The sequence below is a fragment of the Mesorhizobium terrae genome, from assembly GCF_008727715.1.
GTDB lineage: Bacteria > Pseudomonadota > Alphaproteobacteria > Rhizobiales > Rhizobiaceae > Mesorhizobium > Mesorhizobium terrae.
On the sequence record NZ_CP044218.1, the window covers coordinates 4,598,020 to 4,617,709 of the forward strand.

At 61.9% G+C, this 19,690-nt stretch carries 16 protein-coding genes; 2 read left to right on the forward strand and 14 right to left on the reverse strand.

Going from position 1 to position 19,690, the window contains the following annotated elements; genetic code table 11:
• Positions 1 to 72 precede the first annotated feature (72 nt).
• The 12 genes from FZF13_RS23345 to FZF13_RS23400 form a co-directional block, all read right to left on the reverse strand.
• Positions 73 to 837 carry an anti-sigma factor family protein gene (locus FZF13_RS23345; RefSeq protein WP_244431306.1) on the reverse strand — a complete coding sequence of 255 codons (765 nt, stop codon included), beginning with the start codon at positions 835 to 837 and terminating at the stop codon, positions 73 to 75.
• A 35-nt stretch (positions 838 to 872) separates the two neighbouring features.
• Positions 873 to 1,433: a sigma-70 family RNA polymerase sigma factor gene (locus FZF13_RS23350; RefSeq protein ID WP_373426363.1), complete on the reverse strand. Its 561-nt coding sequence runs from the start codon at positions 1,431 to 1,433 to the stop codon at positions 873 to 875.
• 25 nt (positions 1,434 to 1,458) lie between these two features.
• Positions 1,459 to 1,803 (reverse strand): cupredoxin domain-containing protein, encoded by a 345-nt coding sequence (locus FZF13_RS23355; RefSeq protein ID WP_024924032.1) that lies wholly within the window; start codon positions 1,801 to 1,803, stop codon positions 1,459 to 1,461.
• Between the two features lie 25 nt (positions 1,804 to 1,828).
• Positions 1,829 to 2,782, reverse strand: a complete 954-nt coding sequence (locus tag FZF13_RS23360; protein WP_024924031.1) for a metallophosphoesterase family protein — start codon at positions 2,780 to 2,782, stop codon at positions 1,829 to 1,831.
• 140 nt (positions 2,783 to 2,922) lie between these two features.
• Positions 2,923 to 4,107 carry an alpha/beta hydrolase gene (locus tag FZF13_RS23365; protein ID WP_051504898.1) on the reverse strand — a complete coding sequence of 395 codons (1,185 nt, stop codon included), beginning with the start codon at positions 4,105 to 4,107 and terminating at the stop codon, positions 2,923 to 2,925.
• Between the two features lie 132 nt (positions 4,108 to 4,239).
• On the reverse strand, positions 4,240 to 5,925 hold the full coding sequence (aspT, locus tag FZF13_RS23370) for an aspartate-alanine antiporter (RefSeq protein ID WP_024924029.1): 1,686 nt from the start codon (positions 5,923 to 5,925) through the stop codon (positions 4,240 to 4,242).
• Positions 5,926 to 6,020: 95 nt separating this feature from the next.
• Positions 6,021 to 7,721, reverse strand: coding sequence for an aspartate:alanine exchanger family transporter (locus tag FZF13_RS23375; protein WP_024924028.1), 1,701 nt, complete (start codon positions 7,719 to 7,721; stop codon positions 6,021 to 6,023).
• Between the two features lie 59 nt (positions 7,722 to 7,780).
• Positions 7,781 to 9,154: a glutamate decarboxylase gene (gene gad / locus FZF13_RS23380; RefSeq protein ID WP_024924027.1), complete on the reverse strand. Its 1,374-nt coding sequence runs from the start codon at positions 9,152 to 9,154 to the stop codon at positions 7,781 to 7,783.
• 591 nt (positions 9,155 to 9,745) lie between these two features.
• Positions 9,746 to 11,341, reverse strand: a complete 1,596-nt coding sequence (locus FZF13_RS23385; RefSeq protein WP_024924026.1) for a TolC family protein — start codon at positions 11,339 to 11,341, stop codon at positions 9,746 to 9,748.
• Positions 11,338 to 13,392: an FUSC family protein gene (locus tag FZF13_RS23390; RefSeq protein WP_051512150.1), complete on the reverse strand. Its 2,055-nt coding sequence runs from the start codon at positions 13,390 to 13,392 to the stop codon at positions 11,338 to 11,340. The genes FZF13_RS23385 and FZF13_RS23390 overlap by 4 nt, the downstream gene beginning before the upstream one ends.
• Positions 13,355 to 14,428, reverse strand: coding sequence for a multidrug transporter subunit MdtN (gene mdtN, locus FZF13_RS23395; RefSeq protein ID WP_024924024.1), 1,074 nt, complete (start codon positions 14,426 to 14,428; stop codon positions 13,355 to 13,357). Before mdtN ends, FZF13_RS23390 begins: the two co-directional genes overlap by 38 nt.
• Positions 14,425 to 14,739, reverse strand: a complete 315-nt coding sequence (locus FZF13_RS23400) for a YtcA family lipoprotein (RefSeq protein WP_244431310.1) — start codon at positions 14,737 to 14,739, stop codon at positions 14,425 to 14,427. The genes mdtN and FZF13_RS23400 overlap by 4 nt, the downstream gene beginning before the upstream one ends.
• A 476-nt stretch (positions 14,740 to 15,215) precedes the next feature.
• Here FZF13_RS23400 and FZF13_RS23405 point away from each other — a divergent pair, with 476 nt between their 5' ends.
• Positions 15,216 to 15,848, forward strand: a complete 633-nt coding sequence (locus tag FZF13_RS23405; RefSeq protein ID WP_024924022.1) for a TerC family protein — start codon at positions 15,216 to 15,218, stop codon at positions 15,846 to 15,848.
• 319 nt (positions 15,849 to 16,167) lie between these two features.
• Positions 16,168 to 17,496, forward strand: a complete 1,329-nt coding sequence (locus FZF13_RS23410; RefSeq protein ID WP_024924021.1) for a hemolysin family protein — start codon at positions 16,168 to 16,170, stop codon at positions 17,494 to 17,496.
• An 18-nt stretch (positions 17,497 to 17,514) separates the two neighbouring features.
• On the opposite strand, the gene FZF13_RS23415 is transcribed toward FZF13_RS23410, so the two are convergent.
• Together FZF13_RS23415 and FZF13_RS23420 are read right to left on the reverse strand one after the other, a co-directional pair.
• A complete protein-coding gene (locus FZF13_RS23415) occupies positions 17,515 to 18,633 on the reverse strand; it encodes a KamA family radical SAM protein (protein WP_024924020.1) in 1,119 nt (372 codons plus the stop codon).
• A 237-nt stretch (positions 18,634 to 18,870) separates the two neighbouring features.
• Positions 18,871 to 19,689: an MBL fold metallo-hydrolase gene (locus FZF13_RS23420; RefSeq protein WP_024924019.1), complete on the reverse strand. Its 819-nt coding sequence runs from the start codon at positions 19,687 to 19,689 to the stop codon at positions 18,871 to 18,873.
• Between the last annotated feature and the right edge of the window lies 1 nt (position 19,690).

Genomic DNA, 19,690 nt, shown 5'->3' on the forward strand with positions numbered 1-19,690 from the left:
CCTGTTTTTTAAGACGAAGGCCCCGGCGTGTCGAATTAACAGTTCGCAAGGTTGGCTTGTCGGGACCAGTGCTCAGGGACCAATGGCGGCGCGGAAACGGAACGCGAAATCCTCCATTACGCTCGGTTCCGCATCCGAAACGGCCCAGTAGGAGAAGGCCCCGTCGTCCCATCGCAGCATTGAGAAGCCTCCACCTGTCGGCTTGGAGGGCATCGGCGTGGCGGTTCCTTCACGGGGGATTGCAACCAGCGTGATCAGGTGTTCGCGATAGCGGTAGACGAGTGCAGGCACCGGCCGATTGCCGACGACTTCGACGCGCCCGCCGACGAGCGAGAAACCGTCCTTGGTCAGATCCGGCGCAGGAGGAGACACACCGATCCTGGCATCCAGCCACGGTTTCACCGTATGGCGATCCGAAGAGACGACATCCACTGGCGCGGCTGCCAGCAGGCTGCGGCGATGGTCATTGGCGATCGCCGTGGCAAAATCCTCCTGCATGCCGGGCGCCATCATCCAGTAGGTTGCTCCGCTCGCCAGCCCGGCGGTGACAACGACCGACGCGGCAAGGGCGCGCCAATCGTCCCACCGAGCTTTCCATGAGATGTTGTTGTTGGCTGGCGAGGGTGCCTTTTCGCCTTCCTGCGCCAACGCCGCCATGCGCGCGGCAAAAGCGGGATCGGCTTCCGTTCGAGGCAATGCGAGAACTGCCCGCCGCAGGGCGACGATGCGCTGATGTTCCGCAGCAAGCGTTGGGTCTTCGGCGAGCCGCCGCTCGAGCGTCATGGCCTTCGCTGCGTCGAGTTCGCCATCGACAAGCGCGTGAAGGAGCAGGTGCAAATCCCGAGAATCTCTGGGCAATCCGTCCTTGTCAATCATGACTTGCCCCCGAGCTTCGAGATCAGCGCGGCACGTGCCCGCGCGAGGCGCGACATGACGGTGCCCAGCGGCAGATCAAGCACCGCCGCGATCTCGCGATAGGCCAGATCGTTGACATCGCGCAACACGATCACCTCGCGAAACGGATGTGGGAGTGCCGCGATGGCAGCCTCTAAGGCCGCGTGGTCGCTCTTGGCGATGAGCGCTGCCTCCGGACCATTGGCGAACGGAGCGTCGTTGCCGTACCCCGTCGCCAATTCATCAAGGTCGGTCATGTCGCCGACCACGACGACATTGCGCGGACGATTGCGTGCAAGCCACGAATAGGAGGTGTTGCGTACGATCGTCAGCAACCAGGCCCGGGCGTTGCCGCCGGCATAGGTGCCAATACCGGCATGGGCCTTGAGACAGGCCTCCTGGACGACATCTTCCGCGTCGGTTGCGTTGCCGGTGAGCCAGCGAGCCAGCGACAAGGCATCGCCGAGATGGGGCAGAACCACCTCGCCAAACCGTCCGGCAGGAGCCTTGCCGCTCAACTCCACAGCATCATCCGGCACTCCGTAGCAGTGTCCAGAACCGCATTCAGGGCGTGACGACGACCTTGCCCTGCATGTGGGGGTGCAGTCCGCAATAATAGGCGAAGTCGCCAGCCTTGGAAAAGGTGAAGGTATAGGTGTCGCTGGTGTCAAGCGCCTTGGATCGGAAACCGCCGTCCGTTGCCACGATCTGGTGCGGAATGTCGTCATCGTTACGAAAGGTGACCGTTGTCCCCGCCTTCACGGTCAGGGTCTGTGGGGTGAAGGCGAAGTTCTCGATCTTGATTGCGGGCGCATCCGCGGCATGCAGCGGTGCATTCACCGCAACGGACAGGCTGAGGCCGAAGAAGATCGCTGCCAGTTGCGGGGCAGGGGGACGAAAACGGAGCATAAGGTGTGTTCCTTTCCATTGGAATTCAGACATCTGCGAGGGTGGTGTCGATGATGGCGAGTTCGTTGGAACCCTGCTTCACCGAAACGCCGCTGGTACCGAGCAGGCCGCGCAATTTGCCAGCGTCGACCGTCATCGGTCCGGGCGCGGGGGCGGTGCCGGGCGCAGGCTGGGGGAAGGCGGTCGAACGCGCGGTATGGAATGTCACATTGCCTTCCACCTTCTGCATGATCTGGTGGATGTGGCCGTTGAGGACGGTGACCGAGCCGAAGCGCTTGAGCAGTGCCAGCGCTTGGGCCGCGTCGTCGGTGCCCCATCCCCATTCGGGATAGATGGCCCAGAGCGGAATGTGGGCGAAGACCACGATCGGCGTGGAACTGCTCAATGCGCGTAAATCATCGGCCAGCCAGGTGAGCTGCTCGGCGCCAAGATTGCCAAGTCCTCCTGCCTTCAGATTGACGACGTTGACGAGACCGACGAAGTGCACGCCGTTCTGGTCGAAAGAATACCAGCCGGCGCCCTTGGTACCCTTGCCGTAACGGTCGAGATAGGCTTGCCCGTTGGCGTCATCGACGAGGTCGTGCTCGCCGGGCACGTAATGCACGTCAAAGCCCGCGCCACCGATAATCTGGGCGGCGTTGTCGAACTGTGCCGGCTTGGAAAGATGCGTGATGTCACCGGTGTGGATCAGGAAGGCTGGCTTCACCTGCAACGTCGCGATCTTCGCCATCGCCTCTTTCAGCGTGTCGATGGCGTGCGGGTTGGCGGCCTTGTCGAAGCCGATATGGCTGTCCGATATCTGCAGGAAGGTGAATCCGGACGAAAGCGCCTCGGCTGCCTCGGCCTGGCCGAGCAGATTGAGCGATTTGGGAACGCCGCCTGAAATCGTCCATAACACGCCTGTACCCGCCCAGATCATGCATTCGAGTGCGTGGCGCCGGCTTATGCCATGCTCGTCATTGTCGTGATGGTGGCTCATGTGGATCTCCCATCGCGCCGTGTGTGGCGCATACTGGGGAGACCCGTGGAGGCGGCCGTTTATTCCATCGGTCCCTGCGTTGTTCGGTCACGAAGGCGTGATGGTGGATCGGTGACCTGTATGATCTGCAAGCCGGGCTGTTAGCGTCCGCCAGCGCCCAGGGTCAGCACTTCGAGCGGGGTTGTGATAACGATGTCCGCGGCTGACGACAGCGACTGCCCGATCCCTTGCGCGAAGCGGTTGACGCGGCTGGTCACGTCGGCATTTCTCCCAAGCGCGCGTGCATCTTCTTCGTTCAACCCTTGTCCCAAGAGTTTGATAACATTTGCATTGTCGGCAAAAGTGGTGTGACCCAGCTCATCGCCCGGCTTGACCTTGGAGAGGTCGACGACGATCACGCCGTAGCTGACAATGTCCTTGGCGTTGAGGTAGTCGCCCAGCCTTGGCTTGTCGCCGGCGATCCAGCTCGAAATATCCAGAGCCCGATCGTCCTTCGAGGCGAGCACGATGAAGGGATGCTTTGGTTTGCCATAGCGCTCCATCTGGCTCTTGAAGACATCGACGTCGAGATCGGGTGAAGCGAGCACAACATCGCCGAGCTTGCCGCTAAGGTCCTTGTCCTTGGTGATGGCGAGCTGGCGCAATGCCTCCATGGTCACCCAATTGCCGAGCGAATGAGCGACGATGTCGATGCGCTTGGCGCCGGATTTGGCGACGAGGCGGAGCGTTTCCTCCAGCGCGTCGCGGGCGACGGTGGCGCTGTTGGTGTCGTAGACATAGTCCACGGTCTTTCCTGCCGACGCCCAGGTAAACAGCACCGGAGCGCCGGTGTAGCCGGAGTCCTGGGCGATCTGGGTGATGCGGTAGACCGCGTCGTCAAAATGGGTGTTGTAACCGTGGATGAACACCAGGGCATGACCTCCATGCGCCTTGATGTCGGCACTGAGCGCCCTGGAAAAAGCCTCGTCGTCGCGATAGCCGGAAATTTCCTTCGCGGTGAAATATTTGGCTGGGTCCGCGACATTGCCGGGCGGGCGTTCGATACGGCCTGGTTTGTGGATCGCGGGCACGCTGACATCGACCATCGCATAGGCGGCCTTTCGCGATCGCTGGCCTGAATAGACTTCGCGTGGGTCTTTCGCTTTGGCGCGCGTGGTGGCGATGTAGATGTGGTGGTCGCGTGCGATCGACGAGGCGGGGGCCGCCGTCTCGGTGGCAGGAAGCAGATCATGCTGATTTCCGGCACAACCGCCCGCCAGTGCCAGGCTGGCGACTGCCAGTGCGCGGATGTGTGCGGAAATGCTGGAAAATCGTAGCACGGCCATTCCTCTAGCTGCCGGTCCGCAGCCAATCCAACAGTTTCGCCTCAAGACCACTGAAACCGCCGGTCCGAACCAAGAGCTAACAGTGCGCGTTTCCACTTTTGTCGAGCCGCTCAGGGCAAACGTCAGTGCTAATCAAGTCAAGGCAACCACGGCAGGACCAAGGATGGTGAGCAGGATGTTGCCGATCGCGTAAGGCACGGTGAAGCCGAGCGCGGGCGCTGGGCTTTCCGCGACATCGCTGGCGGCAAGCATGGCCGCATCCTGCGTCTGTGCACCGGCCAGCGCGCCCATCAGCAGCACCGGGTTTATCTTCAGGACGAAGTGACCAACGAACAGGCCGACGATCTGTGGCACCAGCGTGACGATGACACCGGCAAGCAGCAGAGTGACGCCGTGCGATCCCATCGCGGAAATGGCTTGCGGCCCGGCCGTCAAGCCAACGAGGGCGCAGAAGGAGGCAAGGCCGAAATCCCACATGATCTGGGTTGCCGCCACCGGCACGTTGGAGCGCTCGGGCCGGCGTGCATGCCACCAGCCGAAGATCAGGCCCGCGACGAGCGCACCGCCACCGGCGGAAAGCGTGATCGGCAAGCCAGCAACGGTCAGCGTCAGCAAGCCGATCAGCACGCCGACAAGCAGGCCGGCGGCAAGGAAGGCGACATCTGAACGGTTGTTGTTGTTTGCCACGGTGCCGATTTGCGGCAGCGCGGCGGCAAGCCGGTCGGCCGGGCCGGCGAGCGACAGCGTATCGCCCGGCAACAATATGGTTTGCGCCGTGACGGGGATGTCGTGTGATTGGCGGCGGATGCGACGCAGGAACAAGCCATGGCCAACGGCGCCCAGCTTTGCCACGGCATCGTGCAGGCTAAGCCCTGCGAAGGATGGATGAACGATCACCTCCGCGCCGTCGCCCAGAAGATCGTTGACGAGTTCCTCTGCGGCAACTTCCTTGCCGATCTGGCCGGCGACCTTGACGATGGCCGGTCGGTAGCCTTGGACAGAGACGAGATCGCCTCGCTGCAGGAGTAGGTCCGGCGTGACCATTAGATCCGCGCGGTTGCGGCGTACACGCTGTACCGCTGCCTGTGGACCGAACTTCCGTTCCAGTTCGCCGACTGTTTTGCCGTCGGCGGCATCGACACGGAAGACACGTGCCACTAGCGAACGGAAGTCGAGCAGTTCGCCGCCGGTGGTCAGGGCTTTGGCCTGCTCCGCTTCCAGTTTCTGCGCTGCATCCTTCAGATTGACGCCGATGAGGCGTGGGCCGACTTGCGAGCAGAACAGCACCACGCCGATGGTGCCGAAAACATAGGTAAGCGCGAAGGCAACCGCGGCATCGCCTTGCACCTTGCGCAACGCGTCCGCCGACAGGCCGAGTTCGTTCAGAGCACCGTAGGCGGTGCCGAGCATCGCAGTCTGGGTAAGGCCACCGGCGGCAACGCCGATGGCGATGCCCTGGTCGAGGCCGAACAGTCTGGCCACAAGCGCGGTGGTGAAGAGGCCAACCACAGCGACGACAACGGCGATCAGGGCCTGCGGCAATGTCGAGCGTCCGAGCGAGGCGAAGAATTGCGGGCCACTCTGGAAACCCACCGCGAAGACAAAAAGCAGGAAGGCGACGGACTTGAGTGTTGGTGACAGATCCGGCACCGCCCCGCCAAACACCGCGCCGAGGAAAGTTCCGGCAATAAGCGTTCCGGCGGCGTTGCCGAAGGAGAAGCCGGCAAGTTTCTGGCGCCCGAGCAGCACGCCGAGCGCCACGGTGAGGAACAGCATGGCTTCGGGCGTGCCGATGATGGGCTTCAAAAGGTCAAGCATCGGCGGTTTTCCAATCCCCAAAACCATCTCGACATCGCGGTGCGCCGGGCCGGGAGCCGTGCATGGCCCGGACCGGCGTCAAACCCGATGTAGCGTCAGTGTGCGAGCAGCATCGCGAAGTAGCCGAAGACGGTGAGCAACACGCCCGACACCGCATAACCGACCGGAAAACCGATCCACGGCACGTTGGAGCCGAGCAGCTTCGCCGCCTCGCGTGCTGGGCCGGAATGGCTGCGCGCACCGGCGACCCCGCCCATCAGAAGCGCTGGGTTCATCTTGAACACGTGATAGCCGATCGCCCACACCACGAAGGGGGGGATCGAGCAGGTCAAGAAACCGACGATGAATATCTTCACGGCAATGGTGCCAGTGAGCTGGGTCAGCAGATCGGCGCCGGCATTGATGCCGACGATGCAGACGAAAACGATCAGGCCCATGTCTTCCAGAATGTTGCGCGCGGCATTCGGCGTGTTGCCGAAGAAACGCAGCCTCGACACCACCGAGGACACCAGGATGCCGGACACCAGCAGGCCGCCGGCATTGCCGAGGCCGACGGCGGAACCGAAAGCCGGCACCTCGATCAGGCCGATGAGCAGGCCGAGGATCATGCCGAAGGACAGCGTGAGCAGATCGGTAGCCGTGTTATGGCGTGCGACCTTGCCGACCAGCTTGCCGGCGGCATCGACGGCGCTCTTCAAGCCCGTGAAGAACAACACGTCGAAACGTTCCAGCTTGGTTTCCAGACCGATCGGGATCGGCACGCCGCCGCGCTCGATGCGGGTGAGCTGCACCTGGCCGGCGATCGGCGAGGAGCGGTATTCCTTGAGCGCCTTTCCGATAGCGTCCTTGTTCATGACGACGATCTCGGCCTGATCAAGCGGGATGTTGAGCACGCGGGCGTCCGGAACTTCGGGGCCGATGATGCCCATGTGATCGGTCAGCGCGTTCAGGTTGCCGCCAAGCGCAAGGATGTCGCCGCGCTGAAGCTTGAGATCGGCATCGGCGCCGAGCAACTGTTTGCCACGCTCGACATTCTCGATCTGGTATTCCGGATAGGACTTGCGGAACTCGGCAATGGTCTTGCCCGCCACCTTGTCGCTGTCCAGCCGGTAGGCACGGAAACCGAACGGCTGGTAACCAGACAGGCCGGCATCGTCAACATTCGGCACACCGTGCTCCGCCTCATATTGCGTCGCGGCTGCCTTGGCGTCGACGCCCCACCATTGCGGCAGATATTTGGTGATCAGGATGATGCCGACCGTGCCCCAGATGTAGGTGATGCCGTAGGACAAGGCGATCATCGCCGAAACCTGGTCATGCGTGGTGCCGCCGGGCAGCGGCACGACGCCCGAGGTTATCGCCTGGTCGGCGGAACCGAGGGCGGCCGACATGGTCATGGCGCCGGCCAGGATGCCGCCGGCCGTGCCGATCGGCAGGTTGAGCAGCTTCACGCCGGCTACCACGATAAACAACCCCAAGAACGAGCAGAGCACCGCAAGGAAGGCGAACTTCAGCCCGTCGCCCTTCAGCCCGTTGATGAAGGAGGGGCCGACACGCAGGCCGACGCCATACATGAACAGGTAGTAGAAGAGCAGCTTGGTGAAATCGTCGAGCTGGAAGCGGGTGCCATAGTAGGACCCCAGCACCGCGACCGCGCAGCCGACGATGATCGACGCGGCGACCGAGCCGAGACCATACCCCTTGATCTGCCACGAGCCGACCCAGATCGACAGGCCGACCACGAGAAACAAGAGGATGTAAGGGTTGGCGCCCAGGAAACTCATAAAAGCAGCCATGGAGATGTCCTTTCGCTCCGGGGCGCCGGCCCCTTGCGTTTAGCTGGATTCTCAGATGATCAGCACTTGCTCGGCGTCACCTTGTGCGGGTCGTGCAGCTTGGGCGGCGTGGCGTTGCCGCCATGCTGCTTCAGCCAGTCGCAAGCGTTGATGATGTCCTTGGCCAGGCCGTTGATGACATTGTGGTTGAGATGCGGGCGCACCACCACGCGCAGGCTGTTCACCGTCTGGGCGTCCGGCGGCATCGTGTAGGCCGACAGGACCCAGCCGCGCTCGCGTACCTTGGCCGAAACATCGAACTCGTTGAAATTCTTGAATTCCGGCTTAAGCGTCAGCGCCACGACGGGGATGCGCTGTGTCTTGTTCATGATCTCGAAATAGCCGCTCTCGACGAGCAGTTCGCGCAGATGCTCCGCGTTTTCCAGCGTACGCGTCATGATCTCCTTGTAGCCTTCGAAACCAAGGCGCAGGAACGCGTAATACTGGTAGGCGATCTGCGCGGCATTGCGGCTGAAATTCAGCGTCGCGGTCGGCATCTCGCCGCCGAGATAGTTGACGTAGAAGACGAGATCCTCGTTGAAGATCGAGCGCTCGCGGAAGATCACCCAGCCGAGCCCCGGCGGGACCAGGCCGAACTTGTGGCCCGACGCATTGATCGACAGCACGCGCGGCAGGCGGAAATCCCATTTGTAATCGGGGTAGAGGAACGGGTTGACGAAGCCGCCGGAAGCGCCGTCGATGTGCATCGGGATCGAGATGCCGGTGCGCTTCTCATAGGCGTCGAGCCAGTCATGGATTTCCTGGATGTCGTCGTCTTCGCCGGTGAAGGTCTGGCCGGCGATGGCGACCACGGCGATGGTGTTTTCGTCCACGAGCTTGTCGAGATGTTCGGTGGTCAGCCGGTAGTTGCCTGGCTTCAGCGGCGCGATGCGCGGCTCGACATCGAAATAACGCAGGAACTTCTTCCACACGATCTGGACGTTACCGCCGGTGACCATGTTGGGTTTCGAACTGTCCTTGCCGGCAGCTTCGCGCGCCTTGCGCCAGTTCCACTTGTGAGCGAGGCCGGCCAACATGCAGGCTTCCGAGGAGCCGACCGTGGCGGTGCCGTAAGGCTCGACGCCCTTGGGGCCGTTCCACAGCTGGTGCAACCAACGCACCATACGGCCCTCCATGGCGAAGAGCTGCGGGTACATGTCGTGATCGATGTAGTTCTTCAGGAAATGGCTGTGCAGGATTTCGAGCGCTTCCGGCTCGGTGAATGTCGTCACGAAGGACGACAGGTTCATCACCGGCTGCGAGTCGGTCCATGCCTCGCTGTTCACCACCGACTTGGCAGCGAAAGCCGACATGCTGTTTCTCGGAAATTCATCTTCCGAAATATCCTCGTTGAATTGATCGAAGAAGATGTCGAAGGGCGATTTGTGTTTCACGGTGAATTTCCTCGCATGGTGGTTTCGACGTGTAGTCCGCACAGGCTTGCAGCTGCAGGCCAGTTCTGGACGAGTTCGAGTGATGCCGACCTGGCACGAAGATAGCCGGCATTCTTGCCGGTCAGAGCGACCGGCTGGCCCGACCCTATGAGCAGGAGATGTCGGCACGGTGAATGCCGAACAATATCGAGAAGGGCGTCGCCAGAACGGCGAACGAACATGGCCATCCCCTCAGTCTGCCCTCGCAATTGAGAGCAAGTTCAGCCCCCGCCAACCTGCTAATATAAGTATTCCTGCATAACGGGACTGGATTGTCCAGACGATTTTCTGAACACTCGTCCAGTTATTTTTACCTCATGAAAGATGCTTAACGAATTGTACGGACAGCATAATGGGCGCGCCGAATGATGCTGGCGACGTTCGATATTTTTATGCTGCGCGGACGCCACGCCTGAGCAAGAACTGCACGGTTTTCTGGCGAAAGATGACGATCTGCCACTAAGTTTTGCGTCGCGGAAAAGAACATACTTATCCCAGCGGAAATCCCGGGACGGTTGTTGCCGGGTCTTCCGGGAGGAAGTCGGCAAACGATCAGAAGCGGCCGGGGCCATTGCGATTGGTGAGCGTGCCGGTGGCAAAGGCGAGCGTTGCGGCAGCGACCAGCGAGTCCGAATAGGCGGTGGCCTTGGCGAATTTCGCCTGGAGGAGGGCGGTCTGCGCGATGGAGACGTCGGTGATCGTGCCGAGGCCCTGCTTGTAGTAGTCGAGCGCGGCGTTATAGGCGGTCTGTGCCGAACTGGTCAGCTCACTCGCCGCGCCGTGGCCGGCGAGAGACGTTCGCAGCATATCGTATGCAGTGACGATCTCGCGCGCCGCCGTGTTCTGCAACTGCGCCATTTCCTGTTCGGAAGCGGCCGCCTGGGCAACCGCGCCTTGCAGGCGCGCGTCGCGCAGGCCGCCGTCGAAGATCGGCATGGTGATCCCGACAACGAGATTGGCGTTGGGCTGGTTCACGTTCAGCCTGGTGCGCAGGTCGAACCGCGAATCCTCGGTCGAGAGCGTTCCAATGTTGCGGTTGATGTTGCCGGCGATCGCGATCTTGGGCATGAACTCGGCGCGGGCAGCGGCAATGCCACTGCGATCAGCTTGCAGCTTCGCAAAGGCAGCCTGCACATCCGGTCGGCGTTGCAGCGAGGTGGCGATCAGCCGGTCGAGATCGGCCGGGACGGCCTTCGGCAGCACGCGGCTGGAAATGTCCTGGATATTAATCTCGGTCGTGGGCGTAATGCCGATCGCTTCCAGCAATCCCATGTAGGAACTGCGCTCGTGCCCCTGCGACTGGGTGAGGTTGAAGCGCGCTTGCGCCACCTGTTGTTTGGCGGTGGCCGCCTCCATGGTGGTGGCGAGCCCACGCCCCATACGGGCCTCGGCGGCTTCAAGAACCAGTCTGGAGTTGGCCAGCGTGCCCTGGGCGATCTTCAGTTGCACGCGGGCCGCGGTCAGGATGAAGAAGGCATTCGATACATCGAAGATCAGCTTCTGATGCGTGCCGTTGAAAGTGACGTTGGCGCCATAGGAAAGATGATTGGCGGCATCCCGCATCGCTTCCCGCTGGCCGAAGTCGAACAGCAACCACTTGACCGTGAGGGAAGGGACCACCTGCGTGCCGGTGGTGGTCAAGGTGCCGGCCGGTATCGGAATGGGAATGAGATTGAGGCCGGGCGCGGTCGCCGAAGTCTGTTCGAACCCAGCTACGACATCAGCCGTGATAATCGGCAGGTAGGTCGCCTCCGTCGCACCAACCGCGATCGCCGCCTGCCGTGCCCGCTGCCAGGCCGCCCGCGTGACCGGATTGGCCATCTGGGCCATGTCGATCAGTTCGGGCAGCGAATAGGCATGCTTGGGGTCGATGGTCGGCGTGTTGAGCGTGATCGGGATCGCCGGATTTGGTGTCAGCCCGAAATCGGGCTTGCCGTCGACCGCCTTCGGAGCGGCGGCGATATTGCCAGGAGCCTTCGAGGACGGTTTGTCGGCGCTCGGCGGTGCAAGGTCGTGCAGCGCGGATGCGGTGCAGCCGGATAGGAGGAAGGCGGCGCCAATAAGGGCGTAGCGAAGCACGCGCAGCCGACCAACCCGGCCATCAGCGGGCCGGTCAATCGAACATGCCGTGCGCGATCGCAGGCTCATGCCGGCTTTCCCTTCGCTTCTGCCCGCTCCACGGCCTGCGCGATCTCTTCATAGAGCGCAAGCCGTGCCGCCAGTTCAGCGCGAAGTTTTCGGGGAAAACCGCCGGGAGCACCGCGTTCGGTGCGCAGCAGCCTGGCTTCGATGCGCCGCAGTGCGGCCCGCACGGAGCCTGAGGTGCGATCCCAGCGACGAGCCCCCAGATCGGCCGAACGTTCACGCAGCCACGCGGCGACCGTGTCCTCAAAGTTCCGTGTTGCAGCGCGCACCGGTTTCGGCAGGCGATGAAACGGATCGGTATTCTCATCCCGTTCGCGGAGCAGAATGATCGGCGTCGCCATCGTCTCGATTTCGTCGGCAATGCGCTCGGCCGTCTCGGCTCCGATTTCACCATGCCGCACCCGCTTCAGTTCGAAACGCAGCATTTCGGCTTGTCGCATCGCTTTCGACAAGCCGCTTGCGAGGCCGGCATAGGCGCTGACCTTTTCGCCCTGCCGCGCCATCAGGTCGGCGAGCGCCGAGATGCCGTTCGCCAATTGCTTGCGCACACTAGCGCCGACACTGACCGGCCAGATGGTGGAGAACACCAATGAGACGACGACATTGCCAAAGATGATGCCGATGATGCGGTCGCGCGCCACATCCATGTCGAGGCTCGGTCCGAAGCCGTGCAGGGTGACCAGGAAGAAGCACAGCGCGATCTGCCAACCCATATAGGAGATGCGCTCCGAACCGACCGAAACCCAGGCGGCGACAAAACTGGCGCCGCCGACCAGCAATGCCAGATGGCCGATATCGGTCATGTGCGGAACCAGCCAGACGATTGAGCCGACACCCATTGCACCGCCGATCAGGCAGCCAATGATGCGCAGCGTCAGCTTGTGGACCGTCTCGCCGGTAGAACCCAGCGCCACCATGAAACAGGTGATCATGGCGGTATGGATCTCGAACCAGTTCAGCGAAGTGTAGGTGATGTAGGTGATCATCACCGCCAGCAGGGTCTTCAACGCGAACTGCGTGTAGACCGGGTTGGTGAACGCGTCCGGCGCGAAGAAGCCCTCGCTCTCCCCCGGCGGCAGCGGCCGCGGTTCGTACGTCCGCATCTGGATTTGCGCGATCCGGTTGATCAGCCGAGCCGTTTCCGGATCGCCTGCATGCAGCAATCTTGTCGCCACTGTGTTGCGCAAGCGGCGGGCGCGAATATCGCCAGCCAGTTCCCGCAAGGTGTCGGCGGCATGGGCGTCTTGGCCAAATCCTTCGCCATTGACGACCCGCGCGAGCACGAGGGTGAGCAGCGCATAACTTGCTTCAGCGAGTTCGCCGGCCCGCATCGCCTCCTTGTTGTCCATCAGCGAAAGGATGCGCGCGAAGACGCGGTATTTGGCAAGTTCGTCATTGCCGGCGGCCAGCAGTTTGCCGGCGCGACGTTGTGTTTCTTCGCTACCGCTTTCGATCAACGCTGCGGCCGTTTCGAGCCGCTCCTCTATCTCACGGCGCAACAGCCTGGCAGGGCTGCGCCCGGCCACGACATTGAGCGCGATGAGATAGACCATCGGGAAGAACACCACGACCCACATCCAGGCAAGCGCCCGCACAAGCAGTTCGGCGATCGGCACGATGTCATAGAGGGTCATGACGAAGGCGAAGACCATGGCGACCGTGCCGACCGGCGGTCCGGCCTTGGACGCCTGCGCCAGATACATGCCGCCGAAGGTGAAAAGCGCGACCAGCCCCAAGCGCAGCATCGGACTGTCGGCGACTACCATCAGGCTCAGAATGCCGATCGCGATGCCGAGGGTAGCGCCGACCAGCACGCCGGCCGCGGTCACGATGCCAGAGCCGGCGTCAGCGCGCGAGGCGAAGAAGACGAGATAGCAGGAGAGGGCGGCTTCCGGCACCTCCAGCGCCATCGCCGTCATCGTGACCAGCACACAGACCAGTGCGATGCGCAAAGACAGGTCGAGCCGCCCCGGATAGGGCTGCAATTCGTCCCAAAGGATCGAAAGCAGGGTGGTCTTACTTGGCGGCTGGTACAGCATCTGCACCGTCGCCATTCGCCGGAGCCGGCCCGACGATCACCACGGCGGAAGCGCCGACGCGCATGAGGTCTTCCGGTGGGTTCTCCAGTCTCACATAGACCGGGAAGCGCTTGGCCACGCGCACCCAGTTGAGCGACGAGGAAACGATCGGGATGCCGAGAATGGTGGCGGCTTCATCCGAACGCACGCCCCAGCCTAAGCTCGAGATCGTGCCTTTGATGCGGCGGGTGGAATCGGCCATCACGAAGACGTCGGCGGCATTGCCGATCCTGATGGCGCCGAGATCGGTCTCGCGGAAGAACGCGACCGTTTCCCATTCGGCCGTGTTGATGAGCGTGAACAGGGTTTCGGCGGGGATCACCACCTTGCCAACCGACAATTGCATGCCGACGATCTTGCCGTCGAAGGGCGCGCGCACCGTGGTGTTGTCAAGATCGCGCTGCGCCAGATCGACCGTTGCGCGGGCAACGTCGGCCTGGGCCTTGCGGGTATCCAGCGTGCCGATGATCTTGGTGGCGCCTTGCGCCTGCTGCAGGGCCTGCCGCAGGCTGACCTGCGCATCGTTGGCGGCGGTGCGCGCCATGTCGACTTGCTGCGCGGTGACGAAACGCTTGGGCAGAAGCGGTTCGAGCCGCTGCAGCGTCTGTTTGGTCATCTCGGCGTTAATGCGCGCCCGTTCGATCTGCTTGTCGGCGATGCCGGCATTGTCGCGTTCAGTGGCGAGGTTGCGACCGCCTTGCGCCACTTCCGATTCAGCAGCGCGCTGCTCTGCCCGCGCCTGCTCCAGGCGTAGGCGATAGGGTTCCGGATCGAGCTGAAAGAGGATGTCGCCCTTCTTCACCGAAGCGTTGTTGGTTACGCTGACCGAGATGACTTTGCCGGGCACGGAAGCTGCGATCGGCACCGTCGGTGCGTCGACCTCGGCAACGTCAGTGCGCGGGCTGCGATCCGCTTCCCACAGAGCGAGATAGACCGCTACGGCCGCACCGGCGATGATGGCGAGCGTCAGAATCCACGCCACGCCACGCCGGACATGGTCGAGCGCGCTCACCGGGGCACTCCGCCAAACAGCGCGAACCAGGCGCCGATGCCGCAAAGCAGGGCAAGCGAGAGATAGACCAGCAGCGGCACCGGCAAGTGCTCGTCAATGCCGGCGGCCACCAGAAGCAGACGGATAACGATAGTGGCGATGATGCCGATAACCGCAGCGATGATCCAGGCGGGAAAGTAGGATCCGAATATCGGAATAGCAGGGGCGGCGGGAGAATTGACGCAGGCGGATAGGATGAGAAGAGCACCCAACGGACCCAAGCGCTTCAGCGCTCCGGCTATCCAGCCGAATTTCCCGTGCATTTCATTCATACGGACTTTCGGCTCCCCCAAAAGCATCGATTTTCTATCGATAGAGCAGGGAACAGCCGCAACCAAGTCTCCGGGTGGGGAAGTCTGATCAATCCACTGAATATTGGCTCGACGGCGACAGCGGGAAATCGGGGCGGCGCGCCGTTTGACCTAGGCAGTATTGCGTTCTCGGTCGTCATTCCCGGCATTGGCGAGGTCGAAGCTTCGTCCACCATAATCTGAACGGCCCCTGCATGTGTTTGCTCCGAGGCGCATGTTTTGTGTTGAGTTTTTGGTTCCCATCGACTAGTCAGAAGCTACCAGGCCGGGCCCCTCTGGCAGCCATCATGGCTGTGATGTCGGACTGGAATTTCAATCCGGTGGCCTGGCTCTGATGTTTCTAGCTCTTCGCTAGTCCCTGACAACATTCGCGTTGCGCGAGTGTACGGGGCATGTCTGAACGCTGCGCCGCCCATGCTGAATGCAAAGGGTGCCGTATGACAGAATTCTTCACTCCAGAAGCGATGACCGCCTTGTTCCAGGTCATCATGATCGACCTTGTCCTGGCCGGCGACAACGCCGTCGTTATCGGACTTGCCGCCGCGGGGCTGCCAAAGGCACAACGTGCCAAGGCAATCCTCGTCGGCATTATCGCCGCAACCGTTCTTCGCATCATCTTCGCCGCGGCCACGACGCAACTCCTCCAGATCGTCGGGCTGCTGCTTGTCGGTGGCGTCCTCCTGCTATGGGTATGCTGGAAGATGTGGCACGAGCTTCGGTCCGGACACGGACAGGAGGCTCATGCAGGCGAGAATTCCGCCGAGGGCGCCGCAGGTGCGCCGACAAAGACCTTCGCCCAGGCCGCCTGGCAGATCGTCATCGCCGACGTTTCCATGTCGCTCGACAATGTGCTGGCCGTTGCCGGTGCCGCGCGCGATCATCCGAATGTTCTGGTCTTCGGGCTCATTCTGTCGATCGCGCTGATGGGTATCGCTGCCAGCTTCATTGCCAGCCTGCTGCAGAAGCATCGCTGGATCGCCTATGTCGGCCTGGCAATCATCCTCTATGTGGCCGGCGACATGATCTACCGCGGCGCGCTGGAACTGATGCCATACATCGGCAAATCGTAAGGCCTGAAAACGCCAGCTGAGCGGGCTGCGACCCTCCATTCGGTAATACCGACTGGAGGGTCGCTCCAACACTTAGATGCTCGCAAAACGCTGGACCGCGGGCGGCCGTTTCAGTCTGTTTGGCGACATCCGCTCCGAAGATCAACGCGGCCGCGGGGGCTGGAACCAGATATTCCAAAGCAAACCCTAGGCGGACGGCTTTTCGTTCGGTAGGATTGCTGCTTGCCTGCATCAGCGGGCAAATCTGGTGGCGGCATCGTCGATGCCGCCTTTTTTTTCCCTGGCGCGCGTGTCGCGTCGCAACCCTTATGAGGAGATCATGCCTACGGGCGATGGTAGTAGTAGCTTGGCCGACATTTTCGGAATTGTGTCGGTCCTCATTCTCGTTGCCGCAAACGGCTTCTTCGTTGCAGCGGAATTCTCATTGGTCGCGGTTCGCAAAAGCCGGGTGGCTGAACTGGTGGCCGCAGGCCGCATAAATGCGATGGCATTGCAGCGAGCCGTCGACAATCTCGACGCCAATCTCGCAGCAACCCAGCTCGGCATCACCATCTCATCACTGGCGCTCGGCTGGATCGGCGAACCAGCATTGGCCCATCTGATCGAGCCGCTTTTGTCCGGCCTACCGGAAACGCTCGTTGCCTTCGGCTCGCACGCGATTGCGGTGGCGATTGCCTTCATCATCATCACGACCCTGCACATCGTGCTGGGCGAACTCGCGCCAAAGAGCCTTGCCTTGCAACGTAGCGAAGGCACGGCGCTGTGGATCGTGCGCCCGCTCGGACTGTTTCTTTTCCTGCTGCGCCCGGCAATCCTCGCACTCAACGGCCTCGGCAATCTGATCCTGCGGGCTTGTGGGCTGCAACCGGGAGCGGGCGAGGGCGCATTGCATTCGCCGCAGGAGTTGAAGCTCCTGGTGCAGGCGAGCCAGGAAGCCGGCATCCTTGAACACGCGCAGCGTGAGGTGGTGGTTCGCGCCCTCAACATCGCCGATCGCCGCATCGGCAGCATCATGACACCCCGTCATGAGGTGGACTGGATCGACGCCGACGATACGCGCGAGGACATGATACGCACCATCCGGGAATGCCGGCATGATCAGTTGCTGGTCGGGCGAGGCGATATCGACGAACCATTTGGCATGGTGCTGAAGAAAGATCTGCTCGATCAGTTTCTCAATGGGCAGCCGCTCGATCCTCTTGCGGCGATGCGCGAACCGCTGATCGTCCACGAAGTCACGTCGGTCGCCAAAGTGCTGGAATTGTTCAAGCAGTCTCCCGTTCGGCTGGCTGCGGTCGTTGACGAATATGGCAGCCTTGAAGGCATCGTGACCCAAACCGACCTGCTCGAAGCGATTGCCGGCGATTTGCCCGGCATGGAGGGCGAAGAGCCTGACATTGTCGAGCGTGAGGACGGCTCGCTTTTGATCGACGGGATGATGTCGGCCCATGACGCCCTTAGCCGCCTGGGCATAGGATCGCGGGCCGGCAGCGACCATTTCCACACGATTGCGGGGTTTGCGCTGTTCCAGTTCGGACATCTGCCCAAGATTGGCGAGACCTTCACCTATGAAGGCTGGCGCTTCGAGATCGTCGATCTGGACGGTCGCCGGATCGACAAGCTGCTGGCGCGAAGAAGCGTCCGCTAGAGCAGGGGATGGCGACCGCTATGGCTCGCGAACGATCTCAGCATAAGTCCTGAGTTTGCCGTCATGGCCGCGGAACTGCCAGGTCGACCCGTCCTGTGCCTCGGCATAGGACGGGTTGATCGGCACCTTGCCGCCGCCTTCGGGAAGATCGAGAACATAGACCGGATTGCAGATTCCGGACAGGCGCGCGCGCAGCTCGCGCACCAGCGCCTGCCCATCGGCGATCGTGGTGCGCCGATGCGCCATGCCGCGGGCGAGGTCGCCATGATGAAGGTAATAGGGCTTGACGCCGAGCCGGTACATCAATTCCCGGCATAACTCTTCCAGGACGTCGACCGTGTCATTCACGCCCTTCAGGAGAACCGTCTGATTGAGCAGGACAAAGCCTGCGTGTCGCAAGATACGGCAGGCCTGTTCGGTCGCCGGCGTGATTTCGCGGGCATGGTTGAAGTGGGTGACGACCGTAACCATCAGCCGGCCCTGTAGCGCTGCAACCATCTCATCCGTCACGCGCGATGGCAGCACGACAGGCACACGCGTATGGATACGCAGCAGCCGCACATGCTCGATGGCTTCGACGCGCGCTCTGATTTCCGCCAGCGCCTTGTCGGGCAGGGACAATGGGTCACCACCGGTCAGGATCACCTCGCGTATTTCCGGATGGCTCTCGATATAGGCGAATGCGGCCTCGAGAGCCTCGCGGGAATAACCGCGGCCGATCGAGGTCAGCGATTCCTTGCGGAAGCAGAACCGGCAATAGACCGCGCATTGATAGGTCGGATACAGCAGGACCCGGTCGGCGTGGCGGTGCGTCAGGCGTGGTATCGGGCTGAAGGCGTGATCGGCGATCGGGTCGACGAGTTCTCCTTCGTCGAATTCGAGTTCCTCGGGCGAAGGAATGACCTGAAGCCGGATGGGGTCCGCTGCGTTGTCCCAATCGATCAGGTCGAGGTAGCTCTTGGGTGCGCGGATCTTGTGAATTGCTGCGGCTGCTTCTGCGGCGGCACGTTCCTGCGGCGAAAGTGGCAGGCGATCGAGATCGCGTACGTTGCGCACGCCATCGCGACAATCGTCCTGCCAGGGGACAGTGCCATTTGTCTTGCCGGGGCTTCCCATCGACATATCGCGTTCGCTCATGGTTGGCTTGGTTGTTCGGCGTTGCCGACGTTAGAAGTTGCGATCAGTACAGGTTTATCCTCAAGTCGCATAAGATAGATTATGGAACTTATGAATATGGGGCCAAGAGGCTTTGTCGGCGCCGGCAGCACTTCGATTTCCGATCGCGGGATTGGGCAACGCCATCACAATCACCGGATAGACCGACCGCACCACGAGATACTTTCCGTTCGCAGTGCGCACGAGGAAAATTGTGCTCTAGTTTGAATCATAAGGGATTTCTATGATCATGCCGTCGAACGCCGGTTCGACGTGATCAGGCGTCTCGGCCTGCACGGCGGCATAGTCCAGCGGCACATGCATATGCGTCAGCACCGCTCTTTCCGGCGCCAGCCGTTCGATCCAGGAAAGCGCTTCCGACAACGAAAAATGGCTGGGATGGCGGCGGTACTGCAGCGCATCGATAATCAGCACCTGCAGATCGGTCAGCCGCTCGGTCGTAGCCGCCGGAAAGTCGGACACGTCGGAACAATAAGCGAGCCCGCCGATGCGAAAGCCCAGCGAGACGATATCGCCATGCGCCTGAGGTAGCGGTTCTAAGGTGAGGGGACCCCCCTCTCCTTCGACGACCACCGGCCTGTCATGATCGATCAGATGCGGCTTGAGGATGGGCGGATAGGAGCTGCCCGGCGGCGTCTCGAAGCAGTAACCGAAGCCCTGTTTCAAGCGCTCCAGCGTCAGCCGATCCGCATGGATGTCCATCAGGCGATGCTGGTCGACGACAAAGGTCCGCAGGTCGTCAATGCCATGGATATGGTCGGCATGAGCGTGAGTGTAAACAACGGCATCGATGCGTTTGACCGACGCCATCAGCATCTGTGAGCGGAAATCCGGCCCGGTGTCGATGGCAACCGTGGTCGTGGCGCCGTTGGCGGCAATCCTCTCCACCAGGGCTGCGGCGCGCATGCGGCGATTTTTCGGGTTGCTAGGGTCGCAATTGCCCCAGTCACCGGTGAGCCTCGGCACGCCAGGCGACGAACCGCAGCCTAATATGGTGAGGCGCAGCGTATCCGGCATC

What these genes read in the sequence shown, in the direction of transcription:
- FZF13_RS23365 (WP_051504898.1), bottom strand. Translation starts at nt 4,107, where the DNA reads ATGGCCGTGCTACGATTTTCCAGCATTTCCGCACACATCCGCGCACTG.
- FZF13_RS23400 (WP_244431310.1), bottom strand. Translation starts at nt 14,739, where the DNA reads ATGAATGAAATGCACGGGAAATTCGGCTGGATAGCCGGAGCGCTGAAG.
- FZF13_RS23360 (WP_024924031.1), bottom strand. Translation starts at nt 2,782, where the DNA reads ATGAGCCACCATCACGACAATGACGAGCATGGCATAAGCCGGCGCCAC.
- aspT (WP_024924029.1), bottom strand. Translation starts at nt 5,925, where the DNA reads ATGCTTGACCTTTTGAAGCCCATCATCGGCACGCCCGAAGCCATGCTG.
- FZF13_RS23405 (WP_024924022.1), top strand. Translation starts at nt 15,216, where the DNA reads ATGACAGAATTCTTCACTCCAGAAGCGATGACCGCCTTGTTCCAGGTC.
- FZF13_RS23415 (WP_024924020.1), bottom strand. Translation starts at nt 18,633, where the DNA reads ATGAGCGAACGCGATATGTCGATGGGAAGCCCCGGCAAGACAAATGGC.
- FZF13_RS23385 (WP_024924026.1), bottom strand. Translation starts at nt 11,341, where the DNA reads ATGAGCCTGCGATCGCGCACGGCATGTTCGATTGACCGGCCCGCTGAT.
- FZF13_RS23390 (WP_051512150.1), bottom strand. Translation starts at nt 13,392, where the DNA reads ATGGCGACGGTGCAGATGCTGTACCAGCCGCCAAGTAAGACCACCCTG.
- FZF13_RS23355 (WP_024924032.1), bottom strand. Translation starts at nt 1,803, where the DNA reads ATGCTCCGTTTTCGTCCCCCTGCCCCGCAACTGGCAGCGATCTTCTTC.
- FZF13_RS23375 (WP_024924028.1), bottom strand. Translation starts at nt 7,721, where the DNA reads ATGGCTGCTTTTATGAGTTTCCTGGGCGCCAACCCTTACATCCTCTTG.
- FZF13_RS23410 (WP_024924021.1), top strand. Translation starts at nt 16,168, where the DNA reads ATGCCTACGGGCGATGGTAGTAGTAGCTTGGCCGACATTTTCGGAATT.
- FZF13_RS23420 (WP_024924019.1), bottom strand. Translation starts at nt 19,689, where the DNA reads ATGCCGGATACGCTGCGCCTCACCATATTAGGCTGCGGTTCGTCGCCT.